The organism is Saccharothrix hoggarensis, assembly GCF_042678885.1.
Taxonomy (GTDB): Bacteria; Actinomycetota; Actinomycetes; order Mycobacteriales; family Pseudonocardiaceae; genus Actinosynnema; species Actinosynnema hoggarensis.
The window spans coordinates 1-19,550 of sequence record NZ_JBHTLK010000131.1 but is presented as its reverse complement, the minus strand read 5'-3'; the positions used below and the strand labels follow the sequence as shown (position 1 = coordinate 19,550).

Here is a 19,550-nt window from a genome sequence, read left to right as displayed (position 1 = left end):
GCCGCACCGGCCCGGCCCGTCGCGGCCACAGCGCCCGAGCCCGCCGCAGCCACAGCACCGGCCCAGTCCGGGGAGGGCGCGGGCACGGCGTCCGAAGCGGTCGAGGAGGCCCCTCGGGCGGTGGGACGGCGGGTGTCCACCGTCGCCATGGCGGCACGCATCCGGTCCATCCTCAGCGGCTCCGAGCTCGCCCCGACGAGCCGGTCGGCCGACGTGCCCGCGTTGCCGCCCGCGCTCGCCGCGCTGGAGTCGCGGCCCGTCTGGTGGTGCAAGGCGGTCGACCCGGAGCTGACCGTGCCGGACGTGCCGCCCGGCGTGGACGCGCGCGTGGTGCTGCCCGACCGGCCCGAGTTCGACGCGCTCCGCGCCCGCCTGCGTGACGCCGGCGTGCCGTTCCGGTCCGTGCGGCACTGGCTGGAGCAGGAGGAGGTGTGCGCCGACTCGGCCACGGCCTGGCTGTCGGACGTCGGCGGGGTGGTGCCGGAGCGCTGCGACGCGGTCGTCGGCGACGGCGCGCGGGCCGCCCGGCTCGCCTTCTCGATGCTGTGGGACCTGCACGAACCGGTCGACCCGACCGCCGTGCCCGACCCCGTGCCGCTGGAGCGGTTGGTGCCGGCGGACTGGGCGCGGTTCCTGCCGTTCCCCGTGCTCAACCCCGCCCAGGCCCAGGCCGCGCCCCACCTGGTGGACGGCGACTCCCACCTGTTGATCACCGCGCCGACCGGGGCGGGCAAGACGGCGATGGGCATGCTCGCCGTCCTGAAAGCGATCCTGGACGAGGGCCGCAAGGCCGCCTGGCTCGTCCCCCAGCGGTCCCTCACCGACGAGCTGGACCGCGAGCTGGAGACGTGGCGGGCCCAAGGCCTGCGGGTGGAACGGCTGTCCGGCGAGTACGCCGTGGACGTCGAGGCGGTCAAGGCGGCCGACCTCTGGGTCGCCACCACGGAGAAGTTCGAGGCCATCTGCCGCGCGAGCTCGCTCCAGGCGGCGCTGGGCGAGGTCGGCTGCCTGGTCGTGGACGAGATCCACCTCCTCGGCAGCCCCGGTCGCGGCGCGCTGCTGGAAGCCCTGCTGGCACGGGTGCGCGGCGCGGACTCGCCGGTCCGGATCGTGGGCCTCTCCGCGACCGTCTCGAACGCCGCCGAGGTCGCCGAGTGGCTGGAGGCGGACCTGGTGGCCACGACGTGGCGGCCGTCGCGCGTCACGTGGCAGCTGCCGACGATCCCGGCCGCCTCGGGCTTCGCCGCGAACAACCGCCTGCGCGAGCAGGTGGTGCTCGACCTGACCCACCGGCACACCGCCGAGGGCGGCAGCGTGCTGGTGTTCTGCGGCTCGAAGCGCAACGTCCGGTCCACCGCGATGGCGATCGCCGCGGACCGGGGCGCGGCCGTGCACACCGTGGCCGCCGACGACGTGGACGGCCTGACCAGGGTGTGCGCGGAGGTCGGCGTGCGGCTGCACTACGCGGACTACGAGCACAAGCACGCCGCCGAACGGGCGTTCCGGTCACGTGAGGCGGACGTGCTGGTGGCGACGTCCACCGTGGCGGCGGGCGTGAACCTGCCCGCGCGGGCGGTGGTCGTGCGGGACGTGACGATCGGCGGCGAACCGGTCGACACGTCCACCGTGCTCCAGATGTTCGGCCGGGCGGGGCGCATCGGCGCCGGTGAGACCGAGGGCTGGTCGTACCTCGTCGTGGACGAGACGCAGCGCGCCGACTGGCAGACGCGGCTGGTGGCCGGCTACTCGGTGTACTCGCGCATCCGCGACTCGCTGCCCGACCACGTGCTGGCCGAAGTCCTCCAGGGCCGGATCGGGACGGTGGACGACGCGCAGGCGTGGTGGGTGGAGACGCTCGCGCACGCGCAGGGCGACGACGACGTGGAGCCGGTGCAGGAGGCCGCGGAGTTCCTCGTCGCCGAGGGCCACCTGACCTTGGCGGACGGCCGGTTCGCGATCACCGAGCTGGGCCGGCTGACCGCCCGGATGATGGTGTCGACCCACACCGGGCACCGGTTGCGCCGCACGCTCGGCCTCCTGCCCGTGCCGCACGACCCGGACGAGGCCGAGAACGCGCTCAGCCTGGTGCTGTCGGTCGCGGTGCGCGACCTGGCGGGCATCCCGGTGCCGGAGCCGGTGCGGCCCGCCGTCGCCACGGTGATCAAGGCGGGCGGCAAGACGTCGCAGATCACCAACGCGACCTCGGTCAAGGGCCTGGGCTCGCAGACGACCACCGCGCCCGGCGACCTGGCGTGGGCGGCGCTGCTGCTGGCCGCCCGCTCGCCGCACCTGTTCGAGGCGACCCGCACCGGGCGGTCCGGTCGGCGCGTGGCCGGCGGCATCCCGATGAGCACCCTGCACCCCGTGTACGAGCAGGCGCCGCGGTTCCTGGCGTGGCTGGCCGCGCAGGGCGTGCTGGGCACCGTGCACCCGTGGATCGCCGTGGTGGCCGCCGACCTCGACCACCGCGTCCGCTGGCGGACCCTCGCGCCCGGCCGCGGCTCGGGCCGGTTGCTGTGGATGTGCGAGGAGATGGCCACCCGCGCCCACCTGAAGGACGTCGTGCCCGAGCTGTGGCGTTCGGCGGTGGCCCGGGGCGTGCGCGCGCCGGACTGGTCGCCGGGACGGTCGCCGGCGGGCTGCGTCCTCGACCACGCCGGGTACACGGCGCTGCTGCGCGAGCGCACCACGACCTACGACCTGGCCGCGCACGCCGACCGGGCGACCGTCACCGGCGGCACGGGCGCCACGGCCGTCGCGTGGCGCGGCCGGACGTGGACCGCGCCCACGACGTCCGCGGCGACCGTCCCGTACCCGGCGCCCGACGACGAGCCGCCCGACGCGGACACCGGCGTGGCCGTGTTCACCCGGCGCGGCGACTACCGGGCCACCGGCTGGCTGGCCGCCTACACCGCGATCGCCGCGCCCACCGCCACTGGCCCGACCGACGTCCCCACCCCGGCGACGCACCCGTCCCGTCCCCGTCGCGGCCTCGGCAGCCGTCGCTAGCTACGCCGACGCCAGGAACCGGCCCAAGCCGGCGAGCAGCCGGTCGACCTCCGCGTCGGTCGTGTAGGCGGCGAGCCCGATCCGCAGCCCGCCGGCGTCCCCGAGGCCGAGCCACCGGGACGCCTCGATCGCGTAGAACGACCCGGCGGGCGCGTTCACGTCCAGCCCGGCGAGGAACCGGTACGCGTCCGACGCCGGGCGATCGGCGAACGTCACCAGGAGGGTGGGGGTGCGTCGCCGCGCCCGCGACCGCACGACCACGCCCGGCAGCGCGGCCAGCCCTTCCTCGACCCGCTCCCGCAGCCGGTGCTCGTGCTCCCCCACCGCCGCCAGCGACGCCGCGATCCGGGTCCGCCGGTCGCCCTCCGAGGGGACCAGCCCGGCGATGAAGTCCACCGCCGCCGTGCAGCCGGCCAGCAGCTCGTACGGCAGCGTGCCCAGCTCGAACCGCTCCGGCACGGCGTCCGACGACGGCAGCAGCTTGTCCGGTCGCAGGTCCGACAGCACGTCCGGCCGTCCCGCCACCACGCCGCAGTGCGGGCCGAAGAACTTGTACGGCGAGCAGGCGAAGAAGTCCGCGCCGATCGCGTCGACGTCGACCGGCTGGTGCGCGGTGTAGTGGACGCCGTCGACGTAGAGCAGCGCGCCGCGGGCGTGCACCAGGTCCGCGATCTCCGCCAGGTCCGGACAGGTGCCGATCAGGTTCGACGCCGCCGTCACGGCCACCAGCCGGGTCCTCGGCGACAGCGCCGCGGCGACGTCCGCCGGCGTCAGCTCGCCGCTCTCGGGGTCGAACCGGACCCACCGCACCACGGCCCCCACCGCCGACGCCGCCTGCACCCACGGCCGCACGTTGGCGTCGTGGTCCAACCTGGTCACCACAACCTCGTCGCCGGGCCGCCACGTAGTGGCCAGCGTGCGGGCGAAGTCGTAGGTCAGCTGGGTCATGCTGCGCCCGAACACGACACCTCCCGGCGACGCGCCGAGCAGGTCGGCCACGGCCCGCCGGGCGTCGAGGACGATCGCGTCCGCGGTGCGCTCGGCGGCGGTGACCGAGCCCCGGTTCGCCAGGGACGAGGTCATCGCGCCGCGCACGGCGTCCGCGACCGCGGCGGGCACCTGCGACCCGCCGGGGCCGTCGAAGTGGGCCGTCCCGGAGGCCAGCGAGGGGAACCGGGCGCGGACGGAGTCGACGTCGTAGGTCATGCCACCACTGTGACGGCCGGCGCTGGTCCACATCGGACCTCGGTGACCCGGATCACGTTCCCTATTGACATCGGTCGGACCCGCGCGCAACCCTCGTGGAAGCGCTCTCACGGACGAGGCGGTCGTTTCCGCCACGTCCGCCGCGCTCGCCCCCCGGCTGCCCTGAACCGGCCGGGAGGTCGGACACCTGCCCTGCACGGAGGAGTCGCACTGATGCGCATCCGAACGAAGTGGTCGAGCGCGCTGGTCGCGCTGGCCGCTGTCGCCACGGCGGTCACCGCCGCCGGCACACCGGCCGCGGCCATCGGCCCCGACCTGCTGCCCCTCACCGTCACCAACAACAGCGGGCGGTCGGAGGCCGTCCACCTGTACGTCCTCGGCACCGACATCCGGCCCGGCGGCCGGCTCGGCTACGTCAACCAGGCGGGCACGTTCACGCCGTGGCCGGCCGGCTCGAACCCGCCCGTGCCCGCGCCGGACGTGTCGATCGCCGGGCCCGCCAACGGCGGCAGCGTCACCCTGCGCGTGCCGCGGTTCATCTCCGGCCGCGTCTACATGTCGTTCGGCGAGAAGCTCAAGTTCTTCCTCACGCCGGACGGCCTGGTGCAGCCCGCGCCGTGGGCGTCGGGCGACCCGAACCACAACATCCTGTTCGACTGGAGCGAGTTCACCTACAACGACGCGGGTCTGTGGCTGAACAGCTCCCAGGTGGACATGTTCGCGGTGCCGCACGCGGTCACCGTGACGGGCGCGAGCGGCGTCACCAAGAAGACCGGCGAGCTGGTCGCCAACGGCCGCGACAACGTGTTCAACGGCCTGCGCAACCAGCCGGGCTGGGCGAACACCGTCCGCACCCGGTCCGACGGCACGGTGCTGCGCGCGCTCGCGCCCGGCAAGGCCGCCGACGTCGGCCTGTTCGACCGCGCCTACCTCGACCCGTACATCACGCAGGCGTGGAACGCGTACACGACGAAGACGCTGACCGTGGTGCCGTTCGGCGACCGGCCGGACATCCGGTACTTCGGCCGCACGTCGGGCACCACCATGAACTTCACCAACTCCGCCGGGCAGCACGTGGCCTCGTTCGCCAAGCCGTCCACGTCCAACGTGTGGGGCTGCGACGGCGCCCTGCACGCGCCCAACGACCAGGTCGTCGGCCCGATCGCGCGGACCCTGTGCGCGGCGCTGCACCGCTCCACGCTCGGCACCATCGACACCCAGCCGGGCGGCGGTCCGGCCGACTTCTACAAGGGTTCGATCACCAACAACTACTCGCGGCTGGTGCACCAGAACATGGTGGACGGCAAGGCGTACGGCTTCGCGTTCGACGACGTGCAGGCGCAGGAGTCCTTGGTGCACGACGGCGACCCGCGTGCGGCGGGCATCATCCTGACCCCGTTCACGGGCGGCGGCACCACTCCCCCGCCCAGCACGACCAGCCGGATCGTCAGCGCGTGGCACGGCAAGTGCGTCGACGTGCCGAACTGGAACTTCAACGACGGCCAGCGCCTGATCGTGTGGGACTGCACCGACGGCACCAACCAGAAGTGGGAGTGGACCGGCGGCACGCTGCGCACGCAGAACAACAAGTGCATGGACGTCGCCTGGGGCTCGACCGCGAACGGCGCGGCCGTCCAGATCGCGACGTGCAGCGGCAACCCGGCGCAGCAGTTCGTGCTGACCGCGGCGGGCGACCTGGTGAACCCGCAGGCGAACAAGTGCGTCGACATCGCGGACTGGAACCCGGCCAACAACGCGGTCCTGCAGATGTGGGAGTGCGGCGGCACGGCGAACCAGAAGTGGCGGCGCGGCTAGCCGCCCGGCCGTACGACCCCGGACGCGGCGCGGTCTCTCCCACCGCGCCGCGTCCGGCCCGCTCACAGGTGTTCCCGGAACCACCCGCCGGCCAGTCGGGCGACCTCGGCCAGCGCGCCCGGTTCCTCGAACAGGTGGGTCGCGCCGCGGACCACCTCGATCCGGTGCGGCGCCGTCAGCCGCTCGGCCGCCGCGCGGTTCAGGTCGAGCACCTCCTCGTCCCGGCTGCCCACGACCAGCAACGTCGGCGCGCGCACGCGGCCCAGCGCCCGACCGGCGAGGTCCGGTCGCCCGCCACGCGACACCACGGCCCTGACCAGGTACGTCCCGGCCGCCGCGACCAGGGCCGCGGCCGCGCCGGTGCTCGCGCCGAACAGCCCGACCGGAAGACCCCTGGTCACCCGGTGGCGTGACGTCCACTCGACCGACGCGGCCACCCGCTCGGCCAACAACCCGATGTCGAACCGCAGGTGGCCCGTGACGCGGTCCTCGCGCTCCTCGCGGTCGGTCAGCAGGTCGAGCAACAGGGTGGCGTACCCGTCGCGGCGCAGCGACTCGGCGACGGCCCGGTTGCGCCCGCTGTGCCGCGAGCTGCCCGACCCGTGCGCGAACACCACCACCCCGGCCGGGTCGTCCGGCACCCCGAGGTCGGCGGCCAGGTCCACGCCCCACGCGTCAACCGACACCGCCGTCGTGCCGCTCGTGGTCATGCGTCACGGGTTCACCGGCACGCGCCACGCCAAACGGCCCGCCTAGTCCACCGGTTCGTCCTCCGGGTTGCCGCCGGCGAGGGCGGCGAGCACGTCCAGCGCGGCGGTCAGGACGGGTGTCGACGCGGACGCCAGGGCGAGGCGCACGGCGTTCGGCGCGTGCCCCGGAGCGACGGCGAACGCGGCGGCCGGCGTGACCGCGATGCCCCGGCGCGCGGCGGCGGCCACGAACGCCTCGGCCCGCCACCGCTCCGGCAGCCGCCACCAGCAGTGGTACGCACCGGGGTCGGCCCGCAGGTCGAAGCCCGCCAACCTCTCCCGCACGAGCCGCTGCCGCTCCGCCGCGAGCACCCGCTTCCGGTCCACAACGGACTCGACGGTGCCGTCGGCGAGCCAGCCCGAGGCCGCGGCGACCGCGAAGTGGCCCGCCGCCCACCCGCCGGACCGCGCCGCCGCCGCGACCCGCTCCACCAGGTGCTCGGGCGGCACGGCGAAGCCGAGCGTCAACCCCGGCGCGAGGCGCTTGGACAGGCTGTCGACGACGGTCGTGCGCTCGGGCGCGAGCGGCGGCAGGTCGGGTCCGAGGAACGCGTAGATGGCGTCCTCGACGACCTGGACGTCCAACTCCCGCACGGTGTCGGCGAGCTCGGCGCGCCGCCGGTCCGGCATGGTGGTGCCGAGCGGGTTGTGCAGGATCGGCTGGAGGTACACGGCGCGCACGCCGGCCGCCCGGATCGCGCCCGGCACGACACCGGCGTCGTCCACGGCCAGCGGCACCAGCGTGACGCCCAGCCGCGTCGCGATCGCCTTCACCGCCGGGTACGTGACGGCCTCCACGCCGAGCCGCCCGCCGACGGGCACCAGCGCCGACACCGCGGCCGCGATCGCCTGCCTGCCGTTGCCGGTGAACAGCACGCGACGGGGCTCCGGCGCCCACCCGCCCCGCGTCAGCAGCGCCGCCGCTCCGGCCCGCGCCTCGGCAGTGCCACGCACACCGATCGGGGTGAGCGCGTCGCCCAGCCCACCGCCCAACCCGCCACCCAACCCACCGCCCTGCCCACTGCCCTGCCCACTGCCGAACCCGCCGCCCTGCCCACCGCTCTGCCCGTCGCCGACGAGCCGGCGCAGCCCCGGCGCCAGCAGCTCCGCCTGGTCCGGCAGCACGCAGAAGTTCAGCTCCAGGTCCACCCGCGCGCTCCCCGGTTCGCCCAGGGCGGGCTCGGCCGGTGGCGCGGCGCGCACGAACGTCCCCCGGCCCACCTCGCCGACCGCCAGACCACGCCGGACCAGCTCGCCGTAGACGCGGGCCGCCGTCGACCCCGCGATGCCGTGCCGGCGGGCGAACCGGCGTTGCGGCGGCAGGCGGTCGCCCGGCTTGAGCCGACCCGCCGCGATGTCGGCGGCGATCCGGTCGGCGATCACCCGGTAGTCGCGCACGAGCCCACCCCACATTGCACCGAGAGCATTGTTCTTATTGCACCGGGCATCGTCGCGTTCCTAGGCTTCGGACGTCAACGGACCGAGGGGGCCTCATGCGCGTGGGCGACATCGACATCTCGTACGACGACCAGGGTGACGGGCTGCCGGTCGTGCTGGTGCACGGCCACCCGTTCGACCGCTCGATGTGGGCGCCCCAGGTCGCCCGCCTCGCCCCACGTCACCGGGTCATCACCGCTGATCTGCGGGGATTCGGCGAGACGACGGTGGTGCCCGGCAAGACCCCGCTGGGCGTGTTCGCGGACGACCTGTTCGGGCTGCTCGACCGGCTCGGCGTCGAGCGCGCGGTGTGGTGCGGGCTGTCGATGGGCGGCCAGATCGTCATGGAAGCGCACCGAGCGCGCCCCGAGCGGGTCCGCGGGCTGATCCTCGCCGACACGTTCCCGGAGGCCGAGACGCCGGCCGGCCGCGCGGCCCGGCACGCGGCGGCGGAACGCGTGCTCCGCGAGGGCATGGGCCCGTACGCCGACGAGGTGCTCGACAAGATGATCTCGCCCACCAACGTCCGCGCCCTGCCCGACGTGGCGGCCCACGTGCTGCGGATGATGCGCGGCACGTCACCGGAGGGCGCCGCGGCGGCCTGGCGCGGGCGGGCGGAACGGCCCGACTACCTCGACTCGCTGTCCCGCGCGACCGTGCCCGCGCTGGTCGTCGTCGGCGAGGAGGACAAGTTCACGCCGGTCGACGTGGCCCGGCGGATGCACGCCACCATCCCCGGTTCGACGCTCGCCGTGATCCCCGGCGCGGCCCACCTGCCGAACCTCGAACGGCCGGCCGAGTTCACCGACGCGGTGGAGCGGTTCCTGGCCACCGTGGCCTGACCCCGACCGGCGCGGCCCCGCTCAACCCCCGACCCACTCGGCCCCGACCCGCCCGGCCCACGGCCCACCCAGCCGACGCCCCCGCGCCCGACCCTCGCTCTCCGGCTCAGCCGCGGCCGGCCGATCACCGGCCTGCCGATCACCCATCCGCCCGCCACCGGCAGACCGACCACCGATCTCGGGGCCCCCGCCTCGCCGATCACCGCCCTGCCGCTCACCGGTTTGCCGGTCGGGGGTCCGCCGGCCACCGCACAGGAGCCCGTCACCGAGCAGACCCGCCCCGACCGGCCGCACCACCGCAGCGCCCAGCTGCTCCGCGCACCAGGCGGCCGTCGGGCGGCGGCGGACCGACAAGGACGTCATCAGCGACAGCAGCCGGACCAGGTCGTCCGGCAGGTCGGCCGGCACCTCGGGCGGCCGGTGCAGCCGGGCCACGGCGGCCTCCACCCGATCGCTGCCGCCGTACTCGCGCCGACCCGTCAGGCACTCCAGCAGCACGAGCCCGAGCGCGTAGACGTCCGCGGCCGGCCCGACCTCCTCGCCGCGGACCTGCTCCGGGGCCAGGTAGCCGGCGGTCCCCAGGACCATCCGCGTGTCGGTGAGCCTGGTCGCGTCGAGCGAGCGGGCCAGGCCGAAGTCGGCCAGGTAGGTCACGCCCGTCCGGTCGAGGAGGATGTTCGCCGGCTTCACGTCGCGGTGCACGACGCCGTTCTCGTGCACGTGGGCGAGCGTGTCGGCGAGCCGGTGGCCGAGCGCGCGGACCGTCACGTGCGACAGCGGGCCGTCGTCCAGCCGTTCGGCCAACGTCATGCCCTCGACCAACTGCAACACGACGAACGACATGCCGCCGCAGTCGCCGACGTCGTAGACGGACACCAGTCCGGGGTGCGAGAGGCCGGCCAGCGTGCGGACCTCGCGGTCGAACCGCGTGCCGCCGACGTCGTCCCGGGCGTCGACCAACTTCACCGCGACGTACCGGCGGAGCAGCACGTCCCACGCCCGGTGGACCTCGGCCATCCCGCCCGCGCCGAGCTTGCCCGCCAACCGGTAACGCCCCGCCAACACGCGGTTCTCGGTGGACAGCGACATGGCACCGCCCTTCCTCACACCGGTCCGGACGCACCGAGTTCCCGCACCACCGGACCGGCAAACGCCGATCAGGACGATCGTTACTACGCCGAATGGACGAGCGCGCGCCCGTGCGCGCTCCACCAATCGGCGCGAAACCGCCGCCTCGACCCCCCGACGTGAGACCGCGAGCTCGACCCCCGACGTGAGACCACCGGCTCGACCCCACGGCGTGAGGGATTGCGGGCTCGACCCCACGGGGTGAGACCACCGGCTCGACTACCCCGAGCGTTGGAACCCCCGGCGGGACCACCACCGCGACGCTCCCGGCACCGGACCACCCAGCGCGAGCCGCCGCTCCAGCAGCCGCATCGACACACCCGCACCGACACCCGCGAGGGCGGCACGCCGCGGCCCGCTCCCGCCGCCGACCCCCGTCACCCGCCGCCGAACAGCTCCGGGTACGCGCGCAGCGTCGCCACGCACTGCTCCTGCCCCGGGCAGCTCCGCAGCAGCTTCACCTCCGGCGGCACGGTCACCTGGGCCGGGGGCGCGGTGGCACCGCCCGGCCACTGCACCGAGATCGCCAACGACGACGCGTTGTTGGTGTACGACTTCTCCATCAGCGACCGGTCGCCGTTGACGACGTTCACCACGTCGTACCGCCCGGACGGCACGTCGCTGATGTCGAGCCACTGGAAGTCGACGGTGTGCAGGTAGTCGTCGCCGTACCCGACCGAGATGCCCTGCACGACGGTCAACGCCTCCGGCGCGTGGTGGCCGCACCGGTTCATCCGCAGCGTCTCCGCCAGCTCCGCCGCCGGCCCGCTCCCGCTGCCCGGGCGGTTGAGGAGGAGGTCGTTGGTGGCGTAGCGGTCGCCCAGGCAGAAGCCGTTCTTCCGGTCCGTCACCACCGTGTCGCCCTCGGGCGTGCGCAGCTGGAAGTGCTCGAAGTCCAGCAGGTGCCAGTGGGCGTGCGACGGCGCCGGCTCGTAGTACATCGTCGCCGGTATCCCGTGCTGCGCCTCCCCGTACGACGCCGGGATCGAACGGTCCACAGCGGACTGGAACGCCTGCCGCGCCGTCATGCGCGGGTGGTTCGCCGACGCCCGGCTGCCGTAGATGAGCAACGGACCGTCGCCGATGTTGTCCGCCGATGTGGTGAACCGCAGCCGGACCGCGCCACCTCCCTGGGCCGACGCCACGCACTCCCCGTTCGGGGCCCAGCGGTCGACGACCAGGCAGACGTCCCAGTCGTGGCACCGTGAGGGGTTGCCCGAAAAACCGCCCGCGCACCCCACCGGCGCCTGCCGCAGGTCCGGCAGCAGCACGGTGTCCCCCGCCTGCGCGTGCGACGGCCCCACCAACACCGCCACGAGCAACGCCGTGGCGGACAGGGCCGCGTACCTCCGCACCATCGTCCTCAGTCCGTCCGATTGTCACAATGATCCACACACCACCGTAGTGACGGATCGAACCGCGACGCGCCCAACACTCGCGATTTCACTCGATCGACTGAGGCGCAAGGGAAATCGACCACCCGGACCCTAACCTTCACCGCGATCGCGCACGGGTGCGCGTCATCCGCGACTGGAGGTGGGTCCGATCGACAAGGGAACTGGCGGCGCCGTGACGATGGTGTGCGGCACCAGACCGGAGCTGATCAAACTCGCCCCGCTGATCCGGCTGATGGGGTCGAGCGCGACCGTCGTCTACACCGGACAGCACTACGACACCGCGATGTACCACCGCATCCGCCGGGACATCGGCCAACCCGGCCGGTTCCACGAGCTGGCGGTGGGCGGCGGACGGCGCGGCGCGCAGCTCGGCGCGGCGGTCGCGGCGGTGGACGAGGTCCTGGACCGGCACCCGACGCGCGCCGTGATCGTGCAGGGCGACACGACGTCCGCGCTCGCGGGCGCGTTGGCGGCCAACGCGAACGACGTCCCGCTGGTGCACGTCGAGGCGGGGCTGCGCAGCTACGACCGGGCGATGCCGGAGGAGCACAACCGGGTGGCCATCGACCACCTCGCCGACCTGTGCTGCGCGCCCACCGCGCTCAACCGCACGAACCTGCTCGCCGAGAGCGTCCCGGACGAGCGGATCGCGATCACCGGCAACACGGTGGTGGAGGCCCTGGTCTCGGCGCTCCCGGGGCACGCCGAGGAGGCCGTGGTCCTGGCCGCGCACCGGCTGGAGCGCGACGGCTACGTGCTGGCCACGATCCACCGCCCGGAGAACGTGGACGACCGCGGCAACCTGGAGACGATCCTCCGCGAGCTGAACCGGCTGCCGCTGCGGGTCGTGCTGCCGCTGCACCCGCGCACGGCCAAGCGCGTCGAGGCGTTCGGCCTGACCGCCCTGCTGGACCGGCTCACGGTGGTCGAGCCGCAGGCGTACCCGGCGTTCCTGGCGCTCGCCCGCGGCGCGGCCGTGGTCGTGTCGGACTCCGGCGGCATCCAGGAGGAGGTGAGCGTGCTGAAGCGGCCGGTGGTCGTGGTCCGCCGCAGCACCGAGCGCCCCGAGATCGAGGGCACGTTCGGCACGCTCGTCCCGCCGGGGCCCCGGCTCACCGCGGAGGTGCTGCGGTGGCTGGACGACGTGGCGGGCCACCGCGAACGGCTGGAGCACATCCCGTCGCCGTACGGCACGGGCTCGCCGTCGGCCCGGATCGCCGCCGCGCTCCGCCGGCTGGTGGGCGGCGACCCGGTGGCGGTCAGCCCGGAACCGGTTGTGGTGCCCCCTCCAGCGTCGCGACGACCCGCTGCGCGAGTCCCACGCTCGAGTTCCAGCTCGTGACGTCCGGGTAGACGTGCGCGGTGGTCGCCAGCAGCAACGGCGTGCCGGCGACCACCACGGGCGGGCGGCGCGCCAGGTACCCGAGCGGGTACACCGGCTCCACGAACGGGGCCTTGAACACCCGGACCTCCTCCACGTCCGCCGCGTCGAGCGCCGGGTGCAGCGTCAGCAGCTGCGCGGTCCAGCGCGCCGCGATCGCCGTGTCGTCCTCCTGGAACAGCGCGGACTCCCGGTCGGTGTACCGCATCGCGTAGACGAGGTGCCGCCCGTAGTACGGCTCCACGCCGGCGAGCGGCGTCATCTGGATCAGGCCGTCGAAGTCCGTGCCGGACCGCACGACCGGCGTCCAGTAGTGCCCCGACAGCGGGCGGCGCAGGAAGAACAGCGCGTTCACCACGCCCTGGTACGGCAGCCGCACGTCCGGCAGCCGCGCGGCCAGGTCGTCGTCCGCGAGCTGCCGCAGCTGGGGCAGCGGGAGCGTCGACACGGCGCGGTCCGCCGACACGACCTCGCCGCCGGGCAGTTCCAGCCGCACGCCGTCGCCGACGCCGATCCGCCGCACCGGGGCGTCGAGCCGCACCTCTCCGCCACCGGCCTCGATCGAGGCCCTCAGCGCGTCGATGACGGTCCGGTAGCCGCCGTCGGGGTACCCGCGCACCGCCACGGCCCCCTCGCGCCCCAGGCGCTGCCACAGGTACAGCGCGGGCACGTCACCGAAGCGCGCGCCGAACTTCGCGCCGAACAGCGGCGCGAGGAGCAGTTCCCACACCCGGTCGCCGTAGAGGCCGCGCAACCAGTCCTCGGTGCGCGTGCCGTCGAGGTCCTTGCCGCGGCCCAACCGGCGCAGCAGCACGGAGACCGCGCCGAACCTCAGCCGGTCGACGACACCCAACGGGGTGAACCTGAGCAGGTCGAGCGCGGTGTTGAACGGGAAGTCCCGGCCGTCCACGACCATGCCCATCCGCGTGCGGCGCCACGTGATCGAGTCGCGCAGGCCCAGCTCGTCCAGCAGGCCGAGCAGGTGGTCGTCGGTCGGCATGACGCAGTGGTAGAAGCGCTCGACCCAGCGGTCGCGCCAGGGGAAGAACGTGCCGAGCCCGCCGAGCTGGTCGCTGCCCTCCAGCAACGTCACCCGCGCGCCCGCGCGCACCAGCCGGTGGGCGGTGGCCAGGCCGCAGATCCCGCCGCCGACCACCGCCACGTGCCCGTGGTCCGGGGCTACCTCCGCGCCCATCACAGCGCCCGGTACGGCGCGGGTGCGAGCCGGTCGCGGGCCAGGAGCTTCAGGTACTGCCCGACGGTCCGCGCGATCCGGATCTTGCTCGGCCCCTGCTTGCGGTCGTAGCGCAGGGTCAGCGGCACCTCGGCCACGACCGGGCGGCAGTGCCGCAGCTTCAGCAGCAGCTCCACCATGCACGCGAACCCGCGCTCCTCGATCAACCGCTCGCCCCAGTGGCCGGCGGCGCGGGCGAGCAGGCTGACCCGGTAGGCCCGGAAGCCGCTGGTGAAGTCGCGGACGCCGTCGACCCGCAGCACGCGGCGGAACAGCACCGCGGCGCCGCGCGACAGCAGCCGGCGCAGCGGTGGCGCGGTGGCGTCGTCGCCGCCGTCCACGAACCGGGAGCAGATCACCACGTCCGCGCCGGCGGCGATCTCGCCCCGCAGCACCCGGATCAGTTCCGGGTCGTGGGTGTCGTCGGCGTCCATCACGACGACGACGTCCTCCTGGGCGGCCTCGGCCAGCACCGCGCGCAGTCCTGATTGGACGGCTTGACCGAGGCCGAGGTTGACCGGGTGGCTGACGAGCCGGACGTCGAGGCCGGGCCAGCCCGCCTTGGCGATCTCGTCGGTGCCGTCGGACGACCCGTCGTCCACGACCCAGGCGGTGAGCTGTTCGGTGAGCGCGACCTCGGCGAGCCGGCGCAGCAGCGGCGGCAGGGAGGCGGCTTCGTTGTAGGCGGGCAGCACGACGTGGGCTCGGGCGTGTGTGCGCCTCGCGTCGGAACGGGCCGGTCCGCCCCGTTCCGACGTGGTGCGCACGTCGCCTTCATCGACGGTCAAAGGGCCCCATTTCACTTGGTGGTGGATGGCGGGTCAGAATTATTCGCCTCCGCACCGCGACTAGATTCGACCACCCCGCGGGTATCCGGTCGCACGGCCGGATGAATTCTCACGGGTAACGAGAACTGAAGATCACCGGAAAGGGGAATAGTGCTCACCGAAAGAGTGAACTAAACGTCCAGGCCGCCGCTCGGCGTGCCCGAACTGCGCCGGAATCCCCGTTCGACTGATCTCGAACGGGTGATCCATACCGAGTGACCAGTGCGCGTTGACCAGTATCGAGTTCGTGGTGGGAAGGACGTCGTCCGAATGTGGTGTGTTGTGGACGGGACACGCTCGGTCCAGGGCGGTCCGAGGTGAACGGCGCGGGGTCGACGACCACCTCGCCCCCGGTGTCGCGGTGGCGGCACCCGAAGCCGAGGTCGAAGCCGCGTGAGGCGGTCGAGCCGGACCTGCTCCGCCGGGTGAACGCGGTGGCGGTGCTGCTCGGCGCGGTCGACGTGACGGCGGTGGCCGTCGTGACCGCGCGGTTCCCGCTCGACTGGCGGTGGACCGCGGTGGTGGCCGCGGCGCTGCTGGGCGTGCGGGCCGCGTGCCGGCTGTACCGGCGGCGGCTGTGGCTGTCCTGGTTCCACGACCTGCCGCGCTCCGCCGGCGCGACCGCCGTGGCGTTCGCCCTGGTCACGCTGGTCGGCCTGCTCGGCCTGGCGGGCGGCGACCTCGGCGCGGCCGTCGCGGCGCAGTGGGCGGTGCTGGGTTTCGCCGGGCTGAGCGAACCGGCGCGGCTCGCCGTGTTCGCCTTCGGCCGCTGGTGCCGCCGCCGGTTCCACCGCTGCGACCGCACGCTCGTGGTCGGCGCCGGGAAGGTCGGCGTCGACCTGGTGGGCGCGATGCTCGCGCACCCCGAGTTCGGGTTGCGCCCGGTCGGGTTCGTCGACCCGGAGCCCGCGCTCGACCGCGCCGCGCTGCCGGTGGACCTGGTGGACGAGGACCTGGCCGACGCGATCACACGACTGGGTGTCGGCACGGTGGTGCTGGCGTTCTCGCACGCCCGCGAGTCGTCCGTGGTCGACTCGGCCATCACCGCGCACCGGCTGGGCTGCACCACCCTGGTCGTGCCCCGGATGTTCGAGCTGTACCAGGACGGGCCCGACATCGAGCGGCTGCGCAGCTACCCGCTGATGCGGCTGGGCACCGCGCCGACCAGCAGGCCGAGCTGGTGGGTCAAGCGCGCGATGGACGTGGTGCTGGCCGCCGTCGCGCTGGTCGTGCTGTCCCCGGTGATCGCGCTGTGCGCCCTGGCCGTGCTGCTGGAGAGCGGCCGACCGGTGATCTTCCGACAGGTCCGGGTGGGTATGGATGATCAGCCTTTCGTGCTCTACAAGTTGCGCAGCGTGAGAATGCAAGGGGAAGACGATTCCCAAGTCACCTGGTCGGTGGTCGGCGATCGGAGGGTCGGACCGGTCGGACGATTCCTGCGCGGCACTTCTTTGGACGAACTGCCGCAGTTGTGGAACATCCTGCGGGGCGACATGTCGATCGTCGGGCCGCGCCCGGAACGACCGGGTTTCGTTCGCGAGTTCTCGGCCATCCACGAGCTATACTGGGCCCGCCACCGGGTTCCGACGGGATTGACCGGGCTCGCGCAGGTGCACGGCCTGCGGGGCGACACCTCGATTGTCGACAGGTCCCGGTACGACAACTACTACATAGCCAACTGGTCGTTGTGGCTGGACGTCAAAATCCTGTTGCAGACGGTGGGTGAGCTGTTGTGCCGAAGGAATCGCTGAACCGGCGACCGCGCCGGGTGCTCGGCTTGTTGTGCGCCGCCGCGCTGCTGATCCCGGGCGCGGGGTGCACCTTCGACGCCGCGTCCGGCCAGGCCAAGCCGCCGGACCCGCTGGCGCCGCCGCCGAGGCCCGCCGCGCCGTGCGGCTGGTGGTACGGCATCGGCGAGCCGCCCAGCGCGGCCGACATCACGTTCGCCGCGCAGCACTACGACCTCGTCGTGCTCAACGCGACCGAGCTCGCGGCCATGCGCCGGCTGAAGTCGTTGAACCCGAAGATCAAGGTGCTGGTCTACAAGGACTTCTCCAGCGCCCGGAACTACCCCGGCGCGGTGATCGGCGACGCGGACGCGCCGCTGCTGCCCACCGGCGTGGGCTACTTCAAGGCCCAGCGGGAGAGCCCGCACTGGTTCGCGCAGGACAGCGCCGGTCACCGGATCGAGTGGAAGACGTACCCGAAGCACTGGCAGATGACCGTGTGGGACCCCACCTACCAGAAGGCGTGGGCCGAGGCCGTCACCGCCGAGGTCGTGCGCGAGGGCTGGGACGGGGTGCTGGCGGACAACGACTTCAACTCGCTGAAGTACTACTCGTCCGCCGTGCTGAAGGGCGCGCGGGACGCGGCCGAGTCCGACCGGATCATCCGCGAGGGCATGGACGCGTTCCTCACCACGGCGGGCGACTCGTTGCAGCAGGCCGGGAAGATGCTGATCCCCAACCTGTCCGAGTCGCACCTCACCCCCGGCCGGTGGTCGGCGCACTCCCGGTACGACGGCGCGATGGAGGAGAACTTCGGCCTCCGGGACACCGGAACGGGTGAACTCCTCACCTTCAAGGGCAACGAGTGGAAGGAACTCCGGTCACAGGCCGCGCTCGGCGAGTCCTGGCTGCTGCTGATCACCCACACCAAGGGCACGCGGGAGGAACGGGTCGGCTACGCCACCGCGGCGTTGCTGGCGAGCCCGCACACGTGCTGGTCGGGCGCCACGACGCGGGACTACCGCCACCCGGACTGGTCGCGGTACCAGGACTCTCGGCTCGGAGAGGCGACCGAGACGGCGAACCGCCTGCCGTCCGGCGTGTGGGACCGGCGGTTCACGGGCGGGTACGTGGCGGTGAACCCGACCGGCCGGATCGCGACGGTGACGCCGCCGCCGGGGCTGGTCAACTTCGACGGCGGCGCGCCCGCGCCGCCCGCCGTGAACATCGGGGCCGGCGACGCGCTGATCCTCGTGAAGCCCGGCAGCCCACCCGCGACCACGGCCACCACCAGCCCGACCGCGCCGTCGACCACGACCACCACCGCCCCGAGCACCACGACGACCACGGCCACCACGACGACGACGGCCACGGTCACGACGACGGCGACTGCGACTGCGACAGCGACGACGACACCGACCAGGACCACCACCACAGCCCCGCCGGGGCCCAACCCGACCACCACCACGTCGACGACCACACCGCCGCCACCCACGACGACGCCGGTGGTGCCGCCGACCACTACTCCACCGGCGCCGACCCCATGAGGTGGCGGTAGAGGTCGAGGTGGCGGCGGGCGCACACGTCCGGCGCGAACCGCTCCCGGGCCCGTTCGGCGAGGAGGCGACCGGTGCGGCCGGGGTCGGGATCGGCGAACAACTCCCGCAACCGCGTCGCCAACTGCCCGACGTCACCCGGCGCCGCCAGCAAACCACCGGCCCAAGCCTCGTTGGCACGGGACTCGCCGACACCCGGCTCGCCGGCACAGTGCGCGCCGACACCGGGCGCGCCGGCGTAATCCTCGCCCGCACCGGGCGCGCCGACGCGCAGCACGCCTGGCGCACCCTCCCGCGGCCGGGCGTCGACACCCCGACCGGGGTCATCGGCGATCAGGCCGGCGTCATGCCCCACCACCGGCAGGCCGCCGGAGGTCGGGCCGCCGAGGCCGAGACCGGCCGTGCCGTGGCCTGCCGTGCGGACACCGGCCGTGCCGTGGCCTGCCGTGCGGACACCGGCCGTGCCAAGACCGAGGGCGGCGAGGCCAGCGGTGCCGAGGTCGGCGGGGGCAGGAGCGGTGGCGGAGGCGAAACCGGGGGCGCCGAGCATGTCGGCCACGCCGCCGGTGTCGGTGGCCACCACGGGCTTGCCGGCGGCCATCGCCTCGGCCACCACCAACGGTTGTTGCTCCATCAGGGACGGCAGGACCAGGGCGTCGTGGTGGCGCAGCAGGTCCGGCACGTCGGCGCGGAACCCGAGGAACGTCACCCGGCCCTCCAACGCACGCGCCCGCACCTCCGCCGCGGCACGTGCCGGCCCGTCCCCGACGACGGTCAGCGTGGCGTCGGGCGGCATCACGTCGGGCCTCGCCAGGGCGTCCAGCAGCACGTCCAAGCCCTTGCGCTCGACCAGCAGGCCGACGAACACGAGCCGCCGCACCGGTCCCGTCGGCGGCTGGACGTGGGCCAGGTCCACGCAGTTGTCGATGTGCGTCACCCGATCGGCGGGCACGCGCAGCCTGGTGGTCAGGAACCGGCCCATCGCCGGCGCGGGCACGACGGTCCGGTGCACGGCGCGGGCCACCACGGCGTCGGCCGCCAGGACGACCCGCGTGTACGCCGAAGGCCCTGCGGCGCGGGGAACGCCCCGGAACCACGGTTCGGCCACGTCGTCGGGCACGCCGTGGTACGTGTGGACGACCTTGATCCCGGACCGGCGCAGACCGGCGGCGACCAGCCCGGCCCGCCGATCGGCCGCGTGCACGACGTCCGGCCGCCACGCCCGCAGCGCCGCCCGCGCCC

14 protein-coding genes are annotated in these 19,550 nt (G+C 74.0%); 6 read left to right on the top strand and 8 right to left on the bottom strand.

Going from position 1 to position 19,550, the window contains the following annotated elements; translation table 11 throughout:
• On the top strand, positions 1-3,009 hold a 3,009-nt coding region (locus tag ACFQ3T_RS22730; RefSeq protein WP_380725613.1), incomplete at its 5' end, for a DEAD/DEAH box helicase.
• Here the strand turns inward: ACFQ3T_RS22730 and ACFQ3T_RS22725 are convergent.
• Positions 3,010-4,215, bottom strand: a complete 1,206-nt coding sequence (locus ACFQ3T_RS22725; RefSeq protein ID WP_380725611.1) for a cysteine desulfurase-like protein — start codon at positions 4,213-4,215, stop codon at positions 3,010-3,012.
• 213 nt (positions 4,216-4,428) lie between these two features.
• Here ACFQ3T_RS22725 and ACFQ3T_RS22720 point away from each other — a divergent pair, with 213 nt between their 5' ends.
• Positions 4,429-6,030, top strand: coding sequence for a glycoside hydrolase family 64 protein (locus ACFQ3T_RS22720; RefSeq protein ID WP_380725609.1), 1,602 nt, complete (start codon positions 4,429-4,431; stop codon positions 6,028-6,030).
• Between the two features lie 62 nt (positions 6,031-6,092).
• Here ACFQ3T_RS22720 and ACFQ3T_RS22715 read toward each other — a convergent pair whose 3' ends face one another.
• Together ACFQ3T_RS22715 and ACFQ3T_RS22710 are read right to left on the bottom strand one after the other, a co-directional pair.
• Entirely contained in the window at positions 6,093-6,740 is a 648-nt protein-coding gene (locus tag ACFQ3T_RS22715; RefSeq protein WP_380725607.1) for a dienelactone hydrolase family protein, read from the bottom strand.
• 42 nt (positions 6,741-6,782) lie between these two features.
• Positions 6,783-8,177, bottom strand: a complete 1,395-nt coding sequence (locus ACFQ3T_RS22710) for an aminotransferase-like domain-containing protein (protein ID WP_447009254.1) — start codon at positions 8,175-8,177, stop codon at positions 6,783-6,785.
• Between the two features lie 95 nt (positions 8,178-8,272).
• Here ACFQ3T_RS22710 and ACFQ3T_RS22700 point away from each other — a divergent pair, with 95 nt between their 5' ends.
• Positions 8,273-9,058 (top strand): alpha/beta fold hydrolase, encoded by a 786-nt coding sequence (locus tag ACFQ3T_RS22700; RefSeq protein WP_380725605.1) that lies wholly within the window; start codon positions 8,273-8,275, stop codon positions 9,056-9,058.
• A 21-nt stretch (positions 9,059-9,079) separates the two neighbouring features.
• On the opposite strand, the gene ACFQ3T_RS22695 is transcribed toward ACFQ3T_RS22700, so the two are convergent.
• Complete coding sequence (locus tag ACFQ3T_RS22695) at positions 9,080-10,147, bottom strand: serine/threonine-protein kinase (RefSeq protein ID WP_380725603.1); 1,068 nt, start codon at positions 10,145-10,147, stop codon at positions 9,080-9,082.
• Positions 10,148-10,563: 416 nt separating this feature from the next.
• Complete coding sequence (locus ACFQ3T_RS22690; RefSeq protein ID WP_380725601.1) at positions 10,564-11,544, bottom strand: lysyl oxidase family protein; 981 nt, start codon at positions 11,542-11,544, stop codon at positions 10,564-10,566.
• Between the two features lie 178 nt (positions 11,545-11,722).
• Here ACFQ3T_RS22690 and wecB point away from each other — a divergent pair, with 178 nt between their 5' ends.
• Positions 11,723-12,925, top strand: coding sequence for a non-hydrolyzing UDP-N-acetylglucosamine 2-epimerase (wecB, locus tag ACFQ3T_RS22685; protein WP_380725599.1), 1,203 nt, complete (start codon positions 11,723-11,725; stop codon positions 12,923-12,925).
• Here wecB and ACFQ3T_RS22680 read toward each other — a convergent pair.
• Together ACFQ3T_RS22680 and ACFQ3T_RS22675 are read right to left on the bottom strand one after the other, a co-directional pair.
• Positions 12,843-14,159 (bottom strand): FAD-dependent oxidoreductase, encoded by a 1,317-nt coding sequence (locus ACFQ3T_RS22680; protein WP_380725597.1) that lies wholly within the window; start codon positions 14,157-14,159, stop codon positions 12,843-12,845. The genes wecB and ACFQ3T_RS22680 overlap by 83 nt on opposite strands.
• Positions 14,159-14,986 (bottom strand): glycosyltransferase, encoded by an 828-nt coding sequence (locus tag ACFQ3T_RS22675; protein WP_380725595.1) that lies wholly within the window; start codon positions 14,984-14,986, stop codon positions 14,159-14,161. The genes ACFQ3T_RS22680 and ACFQ3T_RS22675 overlap by 1 nt, the downstream gene beginning before the upstream one ends.
• 356 nt (positions 14,987-15,342) lie before the next feature.
• Between ACFQ3T_RS22675 and ACFQ3T_RS22670 the strand changes: the two genes are divergently transcribed.
• Together ACFQ3T_RS22670 and ACFQ3T_RS22665 are read left to right on the top strand one after the other, a co-directional pair.
• On the top strand, positions 15,343-16,776 hold the full coding sequence (locus ACFQ3T_RS22670) for a sugar transferase (RefSeq protein WP_380725593.1): 1,434 nt from the start codon (positions 15,343-15,345) through the stop codon (positions 16,774-16,776).
• Positions 16,758-18,299, top strand: coding sequence for a putative glycoside hydrolase family 15 protein (locus ACFQ3T_RS22665; protein WP_380725591.1), 1,542 nt, complete (start codon positions 16,758-16,760; stop codon positions 18,297-18,299). The genes ACFQ3T_RS22670 and ACFQ3T_RS22665 overlap by 19 nt, the downstream gene beginning before the upstream one ends.
• On the opposite strand, the gene ACFQ3T_RS22660 is transcribed toward ACFQ3T_RS22665, so the two are convergent.
• Positions 18,274-19,550, bottom strand: a 1,277-nt coding sequence (locus tag ACFQ3T_RS22660) for a glycosyltransferase family 4 protein (RefSeq protein ID WP_380725589.1), incomplete at its 5' end; no start/stop codon positions are given. The two genes, ACFQ3T_RS22665 and ACFQ3T_RS22660, sit on opposite strands and share 26 nt — an antisense overlap.

Bases quoted from the DNA above. Each gene is read 5' to 3' on its own strand.
- ACFQ3T_RS22725 (WP_380725611.1), bottom strand. From the start codon at position 4,215: ATGACCTACGACGTCGACTCCGTCCGCGCCCGGTTCCCCTCGCTGGCC.
- ACFQ3T_RS22720 (WP_380725609.1), top strand. From the start codon at position 4,429: ATGCGCATCCGAACGAAGTGGTCGAGCGCGCTGGTCGCGCTGGCCGCT.
- ACFQ3T_RS22715 (WP_380725607.1), bottom strand. From the start codon at position 6,740: ATGACCACGAGCGGCACGACGGCGGTGTCGGTTGACGCGTGGGGCGTG.
- ACFQ3T_RS22700 (WP_380725605.1), top strand. From the start codon at position 8,273: ATGCGCGTGGGCGACATCGACATCTCGTACGACGACCAGGGTGACGGG.
- ACFQ3T_RS22695 (WP_380725603.1), bottom strand. From the start codon at position 10,147: ATGTCGCTGTCCACCGAGAACCGCGTGTTGGCGGGGCGTTACCGGTTG.
- ACFQ3T_RS22690 (WP_380725601.1), bottom strand. From the start codon at position 11,544: ATGGTGCGGAGGTACGCGGCCCTGTCCGCCACGGCGTTGCTCGTGGCG.
- ACFQ3T_RS22680 (WP_380725597.1), bottom strand. From the start codon at position 14,159: ATGGGCGCGGAGGTAGCCCCGGACCACGGGCACGTGGCGGTGGTCGGC.